Source organism: Rathayibacter sp. AY1C7 (assembly GCF_002931865.1).
Taxonomy (GTDB): Bacteria; Actinomycetota; Actinomycetes; order Actinomycetales; family Microbacteriaceae; genus Rathayibacter.
Genome location: NZ_PSWB01000009.1, coordinates 16,966 through 29,343 on the forward strand (window position 1 = coordinate 16,966; position 12,378 = coordinate 29,343).

The window sequence follows — 12,378 nt, forward strand, 5'->3', positions numbered from 1 at the left end:
GGTTGATGCCGGGACGCGCCGTTGCGACCGCAGGACGCCAGCTACCTCCGACCGTCGTGTCCGCGTCGGAGCGGATTACAGGTGCGATCGACCCCGGAAGCCCGTCGCTGCGCCGCCGCATCGTCGCGCCGACGAGCGCGCACGGTGAGAAACGGAACGGTCGCGGTGGCAACAGCTCCCAAGCCCGCACCCAGCAACGCAGCAAGACTCGGGTCCACACATCGAGCGTAGCCCGCCCTTCACGAGTGCCCTCGTGACCACGACACCGAAACGACGCATCGAGTGCCCAGCTGGGCTACACCCCAACTCGACGTCAGACGACCCGGCCGAAGTGCGTCCGGGTAGAGCTGGATACGGTCACATCTGGGATTGGCCCTCACATGTCTAGATCCCATCTAGATCAGTGAGAGTCGGAGTGAGGTGTCGAACCAGGCGGGCCGCTCTGCTCATGGCCACGGGTACATGGCGCTGCCAGGAGTCGCATCGTGGACAGGAGGCGGTGCTGCACTGGTTAGGTTGCGTCGACCGCGTCCCAGAAAGCGGCACGAAGTCGGAAGCGGATATTGTCGCTCAACGTGTACTCGCCGATGGCGGCCGAGAGATCTAGAAGGAGTGCGCGGTCGAGGTCTCTCGGCACGGACGGGCGGTTGTCCCGAAGCTCGACCAATTGCTGAGGAGTAGCTGCTGCGGCCCACACCGTGTAGGTCTTCTGCGCGACGTCTTCGATCGCCTGGTCGGAGGCCGCGGCCGAACTCTCAATCGCAGGTCGAGGGTCTGCCGATGAGTAGACCAGCGTTGCGTCGCTCGCGGTCGGCCGTGGGACGGGTCGCGGAGTCGGTACCGCGGTCGCAATGCGCGCGATGTCCGCGGGAGTCGGAGATGAAGTTGAAGGTGGCGCGGGCGGCGCGTCGAGCTCGATTCCGACGGTTGCGGTCGGGCGGATGGAGGTATCGAGGAGCTGCGCGTCGAGGATCTCGAGACCGTCTGCGGCGAACGAGAGATGACGGCTGACTCCATGGCCCAGCCGTGTCCGGGACGGGACCGCGAGAACGATGACTTGCACGCCCTGAGCTTGCGCTTCGTCGACGGCTTCGGTGAGGTCGTCGTCGCCGGAGAGCAGGTACATCGTGTCGACAGCGCCTGTGCGGGAGTGGCCGACCATGTCCAGACCGATCCGAAGATCGACGCCCTTCTGCTCGCCGTCGACACCGATCCTGCCCAACCGCACCTTCACGCGAGGCAAGAGGGCGATCTCTTCCTGCGCGGATGTCGCTTTCCCGTCGCGGGCGGCGTCGTACCAGTAGACGCGCAGCAGAGGTAGACCGCTTCGTTGCTCGACCATGGTGATCAGGTCCGCGAGGAGGCTCGTGTAGTCGACAGTGATGCCCCGACGGATCGAGGAGCCGGTCAGACGAGTAGCGGCGGCCGCGATCAGATAGCCGGCGTCAACGTAGAGCGCGGAACGAGATCGCACGACTCTCCCTCGCTATGAGCACGGCCACGAGCATCGATTTGACGACGACCCGGAGCGCGATTCTAGTTGCGGGACCTGAATCGGTCCGGCGACCTCATCCAGATGTCGGGCTGGTCTGACGCCGACGAAGGTGCGGACGGTGATGGGGATGCCGGAGACGAACGTCGGTGAGCTGTGCACGAAGCTGAGCATCTCGTTGCTGTAGAGGACCGAGCCCGCGTCGTGGTCTAGCCCGGTGGTGTGGGTGTCGGTGCCGACCGATATAAGTGGGGGATGGACTTCGCCGAGCTCGCTGGCCGCGTGGAGAAGAACGTGTTGGGTCGCCTGATGCATGGGCAGCGTGAGTTGTTCCACAGCAACCTGCTCGCGTGGTTCTTCGAGACGTTGCCTGACGCCGCGGATGCAGTTTTCCTGCCGCTCAGTGCACCCGGTGCGGGCGCGGCGCGCCTCGTTGAACGAGAGCGTCAGAACATGGATCTGGTGCTGCGGTGGCCTGATCGCGCACCCCTGGTGATCGAGAACAAGGTGTTCGCGATGCCCGACGTCGACCAGCTGGACGAGTACGCGCAGCTCGCGGCGGCGTGGCGAGGTTCGCCTCCCGCGTTCTGCCTGCTCGCGATGTCGGCGCCGGTCCTGCACGCCAGCGCTAGCGGAAACCTCGTGACGCAGAACGGTTGGCAGTACATCAGCTATGCGGAACTGGCCCGCAGAATCGAGGCAGCTCTCCCTGCTGTGGAGTCCTACGAGGTGGAGACAATGCGTCGATATGCAGCGCTAATCGGTGACCTTCAGCAGTTGATTTCCGCCGTCGACGTGACGTCCGATCAGGAGGAAGCGTGGCTTCCGAAGTCGATGTTAGGTGCGGTGGGGAGTTCCCAGACCCGCGCTGCGTTGCAGAAGGCCCGGTCGCAGCGCATCGCTAGCGCCCTCCGCCGGGACACATCAGGTCGAGGGCGGTCCGTCGGTCACGGGATGACCCGTTCGGTCGCGCTCGTCGAGTCCTTTGAGCACGTGCTGGTTCAGGGAATCGACCTTTGGGCTGGGTGGCAGCTTCAAGGTCCACAGTTCCGCCGAGTGGTCATCTTCACCGACCCTGCACTTCAAGGCGGTAGTCCTGCTGCACGGGAGCAGCGAGCCTCGCTCGCCCGATCGCTCCCGGAACTTTTCACACTTCCGACAGTCCTCTCTGCAACTCCCGCGGGGCGGAACGAGTTCAACCACTACGCACCGAACTTCGTCTACCAGTACGGCAAGGTTCCCTCGCTGAGACTCGATGCCCTACTCCAGGCGACGTCGGAGATCCACACCGACCTCGCCCGCTTCGAGAGCGTCCATGCGGAGCCGCTCGACCGAAGTCACGTACGCACCCCCTCCCACTAGAGACTGAACGGCAGCAACCGATGTACCTTCCCGCTCCCCGTGGCCTGAAAAACCCTGAAGCAGTCCGCGAACGGCTAGACCTCCTCGAGACGGAGCCACGCGTCCAGCCACTCCGCGCTTGGGCAGCAGAGGTTGTCGAACGCCGCCGCCCGAGACAGCCCGACATCGTCATCCCACACTTCGACCCCGCCGAGGCGGGGGTAGAGGCCCGAGTGCTCCTGCTCTTCGAAGCACCTGGCCCCAAAACGGTTCCCGAGTGGGGTGGCTCCGGCTTCATCTCCGTCGACAACAACGACCTGACAGCGCAGAATGTTTGGACGGCCCGCAACGACGTCGGGCTCCACGAACACGTGCTGGCCTGGAACATCAACCCGTGGGTTCTCGGCCGAGCAGATGTGAAACCGACCGCCGACGAACTCGGGCAAGGTGCGTCCGAACTACGCCGGCTGCTAGCCATCCTCCCGGACCTGCGCGTAGTCATCGCTAGCGGAAAGAAGGCGCAGGCCGGCTGGGACCGGCACGTCGCGCCATTTGTCGGCGAGAAGTACGTATCAATCCATGCGCCGCACCCCGCCGGGCAGTCCTTCGCTCAAACAGGGAACCGGGAGCGCTTCGTGCGCTCCCTCGAACGCGCGGTCCAGCTTGCAGGTTAGGCGAGCGCGGCCAGCACTCTGATCCCCGCGTTGATCCGCGGCGCCGCGCTCGCTCTCGCGAAGGAGTCCACCACTACGACTGCGGTCCCGTCCTCGGACGCCATGATGTCGAGGGTCCGCACGTCGATGCGGTCTGCCCTAACCACGGCTCGGGTCCGAGGTGCGCGAACGGCGGTAGAACGTCGCTCGGGACATGCCCAGATCCCGGGCGACCTGAGCGGCCGGCTCCCCCGCCTCGACCAGGCGCAACGCGGACTGGATCTGGCTGTCAGTGATCTTCTGCGGACGGCCGCCGAGGTTCTTGCCGGCAGCTCGACGCTTGCTGATGGAGTCGACCACCCGCTCACGCTTAATCTCGTGCTCCATCTGCGCCAGCGCCGCCATGATTGTGAACAGCATCGACCCCATCGGAGTTGACGTGTCCACGTCCCCTCCCCCGAGATTGAGCACGCGAAGGCCTGCACCACGACCGCGTAGCTCGTCCGCGAACGCCAGCATGTTCTGAGTCGACCGCCCCAGACGATCCAACGTGGTGATGACCAGCGTGTCTCCCTCGTGCAGTGCGTCGAGCGCGCGATCAAACTGCGGCCGCGACGCTCGAGCCCCTGAAACCCCATGATCGACGTAGAGGTCATCACGCCGGATCCCAGCCGCAAGCAGGTCGGCCTCTTGCCTATCCGTGGACTGCTGACGCGTCGACACCCGCGCATACCCGATCAACCTCGCCACAGGACCTCCCTCAATGTCTCGAAACCAACGCTTAGCACACCCACTGACCCGCGAGGTTACGCGACGTAGTTACAAGAATCAGCGCTCCGCGAGAACCCGCTCGCGCTGCGGACGGACGACTGCCGCGCGCGAGACGTCTCGTATCGCTAGCGATACGAGACTGAAGCCAATCCGAAGTGCTTGATCGACGCCATCGGTTCGATCTGTCGCCCCGTTGCACCCACCGCTCCCCCAGCACGCACCTTGGCGTCCCCCGCCCAACCGACTCCTAGTACGCGATCCACCCTGGCGCCCACCTCGCCTTCAGCTCGAGGCGATCGGGATCGTCTCCGACTACGCTCAACGAGAACTCCGTCGAGGAGCTGCAACTGGAGAGGATCCCGCGTGGGGGTTAGGTACATCGGCAGCAAGGCCAGAGTCGCTGAGCAAATTGTCGAGTTGGCAGGGACCGCATCTACCGCTGGCCGATTCGTCGATGCCTTCAGCGGCTCAGGAGCGGTAGCAGGTGCAGCCGCCAAGCGCGGATGGGCTGTGTCCGTGAATGATTCACTGCCGTCGGCCGTCGCCATGAGTGTAAGTAATGTCGTCCGCAAAGACAACGTACCCTTTGAGAGACTCGGCGGGTACAACCGCGCTATTCAAGCGCTTAATGAACAACGCGAGGCGCCCGGCTTTATCTACCGCGAGTACAGCCCCGCCTCCTTGGAGCACGGAGTCGTAGAGCGGAGATACTTCACTCAAACCAATGCTGGCCGACTCGATTCAATGCGCAGTTTGATTGCCACTTGGGTGGCCTCTGGGTCACTTAGCTGGCTCGAGGAGCAACTTCTATTATCAGACCTTCTGCAATCGGCGAATAGCGTTGCCAACATCAGTGGAACTTACGGCAGCTTTCTCAAATTTTGGTCGCCGTCCGCACTCAAGCCAGTACTCGTCACCGCACGAAGCCTCCAAACCGGCTTTGCAGACGTCACCGCTACGACAAAAGACGTGTTCGACCTAGTGTCCAACTCGACAGATACCGTCTACTTAGACCCGCCATATACCAAAAGGCAATATAGCGCCTACTATCATATTCTCGAGACTTTACACGCCGGCGACGCCCCCGAGGTTGGCGGAGTTACTGGCCTACGCCCCTGGCAAGACAAAGCATCAATCTTTTGCTACAAGCAAAAGGCTCTCAGCGCCCTAACTCAACTCATTTCCGGCTTGAATGCTCGTCAGATTTTGCTTTCTTACAGCGATGAAGGGCACGTCCCACGAAGCCAGCTTGTTGAAGCACTCGGCATGATCGGTAAAGTCCGCGTACACGAAATTGAGAGTATTGGCCGTTACCGGCCAAATGCCCGCGCCTCAGCCGCTGGAAAACTCGTCCAAGAATTCGTGATCGAGATCGAACCGACCAGAGAGCGAGCCAGTATTAACGCGCAACTTCCGATGATGGTAACAAATTGAGAAGTGTTGAAAGTGCAGTTCTGCACAAGGCCAATAAGGCTCTCGATGAAATAGTAGCTTCACATTTTCCTGACGAAGACGTAACAAACTCGCGGCTCACCATCCTCGAGAGGATAGCAAGTCGATACGCTGGCTGGTCGATGGACGACTATGTCCAGCACTCAGCTCTCCACGTAAGCCCCAGTCCTAAGCACGTCGACAGCGCGCTTCTGGACGGACTACTAAACGAAATCGCAAGCACTCCGATTCCGGTTCCACTCGCACTGTCCGCGCTAAGCAGGGAGGTGCTTCCGCCCAGCCAGCAACGGACAACTGGCGCGTATTACACCGACTGGCGCTTAGCACGCATGCTTGCGAAACAAGCGGTCGAAGCGGTCACGGCGCCAGGCCTTTGGGTAGACCCAGCATGCGGCACAGGAATTCTCCTAGTCGCCGCCGCTCTGGAGGTTCAACCCGGGGCCAACCGTGACAACCTCATCGAACATCAATTAACAGGAGCCGATCTCTCACGTCGGGCTCTTCAGGGCACCCTCCTTAGCGTCGCCGCGCTCACCAAGAATCTCGGGGCGATCAGCAGTTTTTCGCAGCGCTTACTACAACGAGATAGTCTGCGTAGTCGAACGACTTGGACCCGCCTCGCACCGAGCGGCGTGGCGTTAACTATCGCGAACCCCCCGTGGGAGCGACTACGAGTCTCGCGTCATGAAACGTTGCAACGAGACGGGGTGGACCGTCACTACGGGCAGGCAATCGACCCAGCCCTAGACCTCAGCGTGGCGCGCCGTCGGATGCTCGACTACGTCGAAGCGGTCGCAGCCGGCACGCGTCTTCAGGGATCAGGTGACCACGATCTCTATAAGCTATTCATGGAACTTAGCATTGGGCTTGCTTGTGAGAACGGCGTAGTGGCGATGCTCGTACCTGCGGGCCTCATCCGCGCACAAGGTACCGCTGCCCTCCGCGAGGAACTAGACACGGTAGCTTCCGAGTTGCAGATCAGCGTCATTGAAAACCGCGCTCGAAATTTCGCGATTGACACTCGCTTTAAATTTCTCGCAGTCGTCGCCCGGGTTGGAAACACGGGTAGAGCACCGATCGCGCTTAGGGTAGCTGACCGCACTGGAACTCTGCCAGCAGACGCCGTCCCTATTCTTCGGGATGAACTAGCTAGTCTGCGCCCCGACCGGTCTATTCCCGAAGTGCGCTCTTTGGACGAGTGGAACTTGTTCGCTCGGTTGACTCGCGACTCTAAGACAGTTGGAGACCCGACGGGACCGTGGCACCCCGTCTATCGACGCGAAGTCGACATGACGTCCGACAACAGCAGATTCAAAACCCGCGCTGACAAGGACACAGTCCCTATCCTAGAAGGTCGTCACGTAAGTCAATTTAGATGGCGTGCCAAGACCTACGTCAGTGGCCAGGGCCGAGCCGCTCTATGGAATGCTGAACCTCTCAACTCGGCCCGCGTTCGCACGCAGTGGCACATTCCTCGCGCCGCTCTCCGATCCTCCACGCAGGAGCGAATCGCGCGGTCACGTGTTGGCTTCTGTGACATAACCGGGCAGACAAACGAGCGTTCGCTGCTCGTCGCCCGAGTCCCGGAGAACTTCGTTTGTGGAAATAAGGTCCCCACTCTCACCTTCGAAGCCGGTGAACAAGATCGAGAGGATCTTTTCATCGGGCTTGCGAACTCCTTCGTTGTGGACTGGATGCTGCGACGCGTAGTTACGACGAGCGTTAACTACTTCCTTCTTGACTCGTTGCCACTACCCCGCATAGACGAGTCGTCCACTATTGGTCAAGAGATTATCGCTTTGGTTCGCCAAGTCGCACTTGCCGAGGGAGACAGGCACACGCGCCTATCCACAGTTGGACTCTGGCGAGGTCGCCTCGATGCCCTTGTCGCACTTGCATGGGGCCTGACCATTGACGAACTCGAACTCGTCATGCGTGATTTCCCGCTCCTAGACCGTGGACAGGCTGTTCTACGGGGCGAAGCAATCCCTACCGTGACACGTGACTGTGTTCTATCGCACGCCGCCACGCTGTCCAAATCCAATCACCCGAGCCAGCGCCGGTTCGACCTGGCAATTGAGCTCGGTGCAACGCCGTACATCGGCGCTGAATACGTTTAGGAGTAAGAATGCCGCCACCGCTTCAGCCTGTCTTACTTGTATACCGCGAGCTTCTCGAGGGCGATCGCCGAAAGTTGCAGGCCGCATCCAACGATGACCCATCTGCGGGCGGCGGCGCTCGCGACCTCCGCTTTCCCTGGGAAGCGTTTCGGTCAGTGATGCACCGAATTTTCTCACAGGAGGCCGTTGGTAGGGGTGGAACGCTTGTGCGCACCGCGACCGTCTCCTACGTCGACGCTAACGGGCAGCCGCGCACTACGACGATGACGTACTGGCCGGCGAACGACTCACGGCCGACCGAGGACCGAGTCTCACGTATACACGCAAGTCCCGCTCTTCGACCGGATCTGCTCAGAGATGATTTTGGGCGCGTATTCTTCACATTCATCCTGTTTTCCGACGGAACCGTGCGTTGCGTTTTTGCCTATGAGAAGGACCTTCTCGAGGGCGGGTGGGCAGACCCAGTACGCGACACAATGCTCGGATGCGCGCGGACAACCGACGTGAAGAACGGCGCCCGCACCACCAATCGCGTCCCTGCAATGGGATTCTACGACTTTCAAACAGGAATTAGGTATTGCCATGCCGAATGAATCCGACATCGAGCCTGATGCTCGAGACGTCCTACGGGCTCTAGCCTTTCGCAAGAACGTCATCCTTTCGGGAGCGCCCGGAACTGGAAAATCTCGTCTGCTCGGACAAGTTCGCGATCTTTTCCAATGGCAGCAGGAAAAAGTAGGTGCCTCTCTGACCGGCCACATACCAATTCCTCCAGCACCGAGTGCGCTACCAGATTGGTTTCCAAGCCCGTCAGAAACTCTATCCCGGCGCGTCTACCCGACGGTCTTCGATCAAAACACAAAATACCGCGACGTCATGCGCGGCCTTGTACCCTCGGTCGGGAACGCTGGGGTATTCACCGTAACATCTGGAACTCTTTTCCGGGCCGCAAAAGACGCGAAGCTTCCTGGTCACGCCGCCCTCGTTATTATTGACGAGATAAACCGCGGTCCTGCCGTTGCGGCGTTCGGAAGTGCACTCGTCGGACTCGAAGCAGATAAGCGCTCGGGGTCCACAGGAGAAATGTTGCCCTCAACTCAGGAGTTCGAAATTCTGGGCGATACTGGGGCCAGCGAGCTGTTCAGCCTGCCGTCAGATCTCTACATACTAGCTTCAATGAACGAAGCCGACACAAGCGTCGAGCCTCTCGATGTTGCCTTCCTCCGGCGCTTTCAGCTAGTTCGCCTTGAGCCGGATTCGGCGATTCTCCGTCAACACTTTCGTTTACCGGCGGACAGTAAAGGCGCGCCGCTACCCGAAAGCCCGCAAAGCACCAGAGATTGGTACGAAGTACTGGTGCGCGCTTTCGATCGAGTGAGCGAGCAAGTCGTGCTCGGTAGAGGGCAGGCTTACCAACTCGGTCACGGCGCCCTCATGCATACAGCAGCTCCCCAGATTGAGACGTCCTCTGCAGCCGAGTACGTCTCAATGGCTTGGGGAACGCTGCACGGCCATCTCGAAGAGGTATTCTTCGGCAACTCTCGCGCAATGTCAGACATACTTGGAGGTGAGCGCTCAGGTAGCCCCTACCAACTCACGGAGGCCATTTTCGGCGGACAAACTGTTCGCCGTCTCGTTGGGCCAATTCGCCCGACCAATCAACAGCTCTATAAATTGCTTCGGCTCATCGCTGGCTCGTGAACTCGACAAGACACGTTCTCACGGAACTAGAATCCTCACCAGGTTTCACTAGCAAAATGGCGGCCGCTTCAGAGTGCTCCGAGGCCGAAGTGCTTGTTCAGCTCGATGATCTAAACGAACGCATCCGTCAGATGTTTCCGCATAGTAAAGACAAGAAGAGAAACGATGCTGTTACTTCTGACAAGCTGGGTAGCTGGAAGGCTGATGGTATTGCAGGCATTATCCGCTTAAACTCGCGGGTCGAGTTGGAGATTGTGCCGAAGTTCTTAGACAAGGCAGACCCAACCTGGAGACAGGACTTTTTCGTTCTGGCCGTGCTCGTAAAAACCGGTCACCTACTTCAGTACGACGAAATATCGGTTGCCTCTGCGACGCGTGACGACTTGGCTACTCTAGTGGCATTGTCATTGGTAGCTCTCTGCGAAGACGGGCGTCGACGGCCTCTGCGGAACTATCTCCGGACCGCGAGTCAGGATTTTGCCGTGGAAGGCGACGTTGATGCGGAGAGTATTGTCTTGCCCGACTCGGACGGGTACCGCATCTCCCGGCTGGAGCTATCAGGTCGAAACCGGTACAACGCGACAATATCTGCGGCCGCTCGAGTTCTGCTACGAGAGGTAGGAGACGTTGATACCCAAGATCGTCTGCGCCAGCTCATCAGGACGTTGGGCCCTCAAGACGCGGCGCCACGAGAGCAACGATCGGTACCGCAACGGCATCAGCACTGGGCTGAAGCCCATAGTCTCTCGCTGTTGATCCTTGAGGGCCTTGGGCTGGACTATCAGAGCGGTATGTTCACTGGCCCCGGCTTCATCATCCAGACCTGGGAAGCTTGGCAGATTTTCTGTGAGGAGATTGTCAGGCGCTCGTTGCGAGATTACCGCGTAATCGGCCAAAGAGCGTGGGAGCTCGGCGCCCAAGACGCGAAGTCGGTTCCGACCAAACCGGACATTAGCGTACTCAGAGAGGATGTTGTCCAGTTCCTTCTCGATGCAAAATATCGCACGCGCTTGAGCCGGTCTCCATCGATTGGCCAGGATGACCTGTACGAGTCATTCGCGTTTCTGCATGCTGCCGAGGTGAATCGCTTGGAACTTCTCTACCCGGCCACTGAATCTTTAGACACTCTTGCAGTAGGTGAGTGGCGTTATTTTGACGACATTCGACTTCGGGGCGATAAGCGCATCCGAGGCGTGGTGGTTCAAATAAGGGGTCTATCGCGCCGGGGAGGAATAGAGGCAATTATTCGACATGCTACCTTAAAGCTAGAAAGGCTTACTAGAGAGCTTCATGCGGAGGGCAAGTAAACGCTCAACCGTTGCGCCGAGGATATGAACCGCCCACGGCGCATGCTGCTGTTACAAGGGAGGCCAGTCGGGACTTCACCTGAGTGCCGTTTCCTGCGATAATGAGCGAGCGGTGAATCAGTTGGGCGGCAGCGACGAGGTAACAATGCCGTCCTCCCACTCCACCGCCCACTTGGTCGCGTCCGTAAAGTGCATCACCGCGACAGTCGGCATGAGGGAAGGCGGGCTTCCGCCGCGGCCGACCATAATGCCCGCCGCTGTGAGAACGAGCACGAGGCCTTGCCACGTTCGTCTCGGGTAGTGCTCATCCACGAACGCGTCGGTGAGGCCACGGCTTTGCGGGACCCAATGAATGTGGTGCAGCAGCCGTGCGAGCTCGTTCGCGGATCGATGTTCCGCAAACTGCTCAACCGACCGGGTAGCGCGACACGAGGCGCCCATCGGGATCTCGCGTATGGCGAGGGCTCCCCGCAACTCCCAACTCTCACGAAACACGCCCTTCTCGATCGGAAAGTCGGGCAGCTGAGCGACCACGTCCACCGCTTCCCGCGCTCCGTCAAATGAAGCGACCCGAAAGTGTGCGAGGAGTCGGGTGCCGATGAAGAACCGGACGTCTAGAGCTTCGCCCGAGCGCAGGCCGTCTGCGCGCGCGAGGAGTCGAGCTTGAGCGTCATTCCAGGAGAGGGCTGTTGGGAGGCGGAAGATGAATGGAAGCTGTTCGGGCACGTTGATCCTGTCCATCGAGATTGCGACGACTGGATGGTCGTCACCCGTTCTTTCCCTGGGGCACCCGTCGATGGATCGGGTTGCCGTGCGGCCGGCCAGGTACCGATAGCCGCAACTCTGGAACGTTTGACCGACACTAGAGCTCACCTGCGACACTCGCGCCCATCGAACACGGCCGACGTCGCAGGTCCAAGTTGTGTGACGAGGCGGTCATGGCTGGGTGTCACCGCGCGGTGAACACGAGCCGTCGCCCTCATGGACGGCCTCACCGCGATTTCGTGGTCGCTCAACGAGCGCGCAAGCAGGCCGCCGAGTCGGAGCGAACCGCTCAGGCCGCGCTCCAGAAATCGGCGGATGCGCAAACGGAAGCAGCAGCAGCGCTCGCGCGCAGCGCCGATGCGCAAGCGGACGCAACAGCGGCCCTCGCGCGCAGCGCGGATTCGGGAGACCGAATCCGCGGCGGCCGTCGAACAGATGGCCGCGCGCGCCTCCGAGCCGGACGTCGACTTCATTCGCGTGTTCGAGGACGCCTTGAACGCGAAGGTGGAGTGGGCGATCGAAGAGCGGGCCGAGCCGCACTCGTACCGGTTGCGAAACACCGGGAACGTTGACGCCGAGGATGTGCAGATCACCGCCATTCCTGCGGAGCATGCGGCCCTCCTCAGCGGGGGCGACCTCGGCAACATTGACGCGGGACAAGTCGGCATCTTCGGGACGTCAGCGCGCATGTCACTGTCCCTGCATCGGGTAGCGGTGAGCTGGGTGGAAGGGGACACCCGGCAGCCGGTGAGGGATGAGCTCAGCCTTCCCTAGGC

Annotated in this window: 11 protein-coding genes and 1 riboswitch; of the genes, 7 read left to right on the forward strand and 4 right to left on the reverse strand. The window is 60.7% G+C overall.

What is annotated here, in order from left to right; translation table 11 throughout:
- Positions 1 to 511 precede the first annotated feature (511 nt).
- Positions 512 to 1,474, reverse strand: a complete 963-nt coding sequence (locus C5C69_RS06550) for an NYN domain-containing protein (RefSeq protein ID WP_104257572.1) — start codon at positions 1,472 to 1,474, stop codon at positions 512 to 514.
- Between the two features lie 273 nt (positions 1,475 to 1,747).
- Between C5C69_RS06550 and C5C69_RS06555 the strand changes: the two genes are divergently transcribed.
- Positions 1,748 to 2,854, forward strand: a complete 1,107-nt coding sequence (locus C5C69_RS06555) for a PD-(D/E)XK nuclease family protein (protein WP_104257573.1) — start codon at positions 1,748 to 1,750, stop codon at positions 2,852 to 2,854.
- Positions 2,855 to 3,066: 212 nt separating this feature from the next.
- Complete coding sequence (locus C5C69_RS06560) at positions 3,067 to 3,507, forward strand: uracil-DNA glycosylase (protein ID WP_181127029.1); 441 nt, start codon at positions 3,067 to 3,069, stop codon at positions 3,505 to 3,507.
- Here the strand turns inward: C5C69_RS06560 and C5C69_RS16910 are convergent.
- A complete protein-coding gene (locus C5C69_RS16910) occupies positions 3,504 to 3,653 on the reverse strand; it encodes a hypothetical protein (RefSeq protein ID WP_181127030.1) in 150 nt (49 codons plus the stop codon). The genes C5C69_RS06560 and C5C69_RS16910 overlap by 4 nt on opposite strands.
- Positions 3,646 to 4,236, reverse strand: coding sequence for a recombinase family protein (locus tag C5C69_RS06565; RefSeq protein WP_104257575.1), 591 nt, complete (start codon positions 4,234 to 4,236; stop codon positions 3,646 to 3,648). Before C5C69_RS06565 ends, C5C69_RS16910 begins: the two co-directional genes overlap by 8 nt.
- Positions 4,237 to 4,620: 384 nt before the next feature.
- Between C5C69_RS06565 and C5C69_RS06570 the strand changes: the two genes are divergently transcribed.
- The 4 genes from C5C69_RS06570 (at position 4,621) to C5C69_RS06580 (ending at position 10,837) form a co-directional block, all read left to right on the forward strand.
- Positions 4,621 to 5,691: a DNA adenine methylase gene (locus C5C69_RS06570; RefSeq protein ID WP_181127031.1), complete on the forward strand. Its 1,071-nt coding sequence runs from the start codon at positions 4,621 to 4,623 to the stop codon at positions 5,689 to 5,691.
- 788 nt (positions 5,692 to 6,479) lie between these two features.
- Complete coding sequence (locus C5C69_RS16665) at positions 6,480 to 7,829, forward strand: hypothetical protein (RefSeq protein WP_146083610.1); 1,350 nt, start codon at positions 6,480 to 6,482, stop codon at positions 7,827 to 7,829.
- A 582-nt stretch (positions 7,830 to 8,411) separates the two neighbouring features.
- Positions 8,412 to 9,530, forward strand: a complete 1,119-nt coding sequence (locus C5C69_RS06575) for an AAA family ATPase (protein ID WP_104257577.1) — start codon at positions 8,412 to 8,414, stop codon at positions 9,528 to 9,530.
- Positions 9,531 to 9,586: 56 nt separating this feature from the next.
- Entirely contained in the window at positions 9,587 to 10,837 is a 1,251-nt protein-coding gene (locus C5C69_RS06580) for a hypothetical protein (RefSeq protein ID WP_104257578.1), read from the forward strand.
- A 117-nt stretch (positions 10,838 to 10,954) separates the two neighbouring features.
- Here the strand turns inward: C5C69_RS06580 and C5C69_RS16670 are convergent, their stop codons facing one another.
- Positions 10,955 to 11,578 carry a hypothetical protein gene (locus C5C69_RS16670; RefSeq protein ID WP_146083611.1) on the reverse strand — a complete coding sequence of 208 codons (624 nt, stop codon included), beginning with the start codon at positions 11,576 to 11,578 and terminating at the stop codon, positions 10,955 to 10,957.
- Positions 11,575 to 11,687, reverse strand: a riboswitch (SAM riboswitch). It overlaps the preceding gene by 4 nt.
- A gap of 230 nt (positions 11,688 to 11,917) precedes the next feature.
- Here C5C69_RS16670 and C5C69_RS06585 point away from each other — a divergent pair.
- On the forward strand, positions 11,918 to 12,376 hold the full coding sequence (locus tag C5C69_RS06585; protein ID WP_104257579.1) for a hypothetical protein: 459 nt from the start codon (positions 11,918 to 11,920) through the stop codon (positions 12,374 to 12,376).
- The last annotated feature ends 2 nt before the right edge of the window (positions 12,377 to 12,378 follow it).

What these genes read in the sequence shown, in the direction of transcription:
- C5C69_RS06575 (WP_104257577.1), top strand. Translation starts at nt 8,412, where the DNA reads ATGCCGAATGAATCCGACATCGAGCCTGATGCTCGAGACGTCCTACGG.
- C5C69_RS06580 (WP_104257578.1), top strand. Translation starts at nt 9,587, where the DNA reads ATGGCGGCCGCTTCAGAGTGCTCCGAGGCCGAAGTGCTTGTTCAGCTC.
- C5C69_RS06555 (WP_104257573.1), top strand. Translation starts at nt 1,748, where the DNA reads ATGGACTTCGCCGAGCTCGCTGGCCGCGTGGAGAAGAACGTGTTGGGT.
- C5C69_RS16665 (WP_146083610.1), top strand. Translation starts at nt 6,480, where the DNA reads ATGCTCGACTACGTCGAAGCGGTCGCAGCCGGCACGCGTCTTCAGGGA.
- C5C69_RS06585 (WP_104257579.1), top strand. Translation starts at nt 11,918, where the DNA reads ATGCGCAAACGGAAGCAGCAGCAGCGCTCGCGCGCAGCGCCGATGCGC.
- C5C69_RS16670 (WP_146083611.1), bottom strand. Translation starts at nt 11,578, where the DNA reads ATGGACAGGATCAACGTGCCCGAACAGCTTCCATTCATCTTCCGCCTC.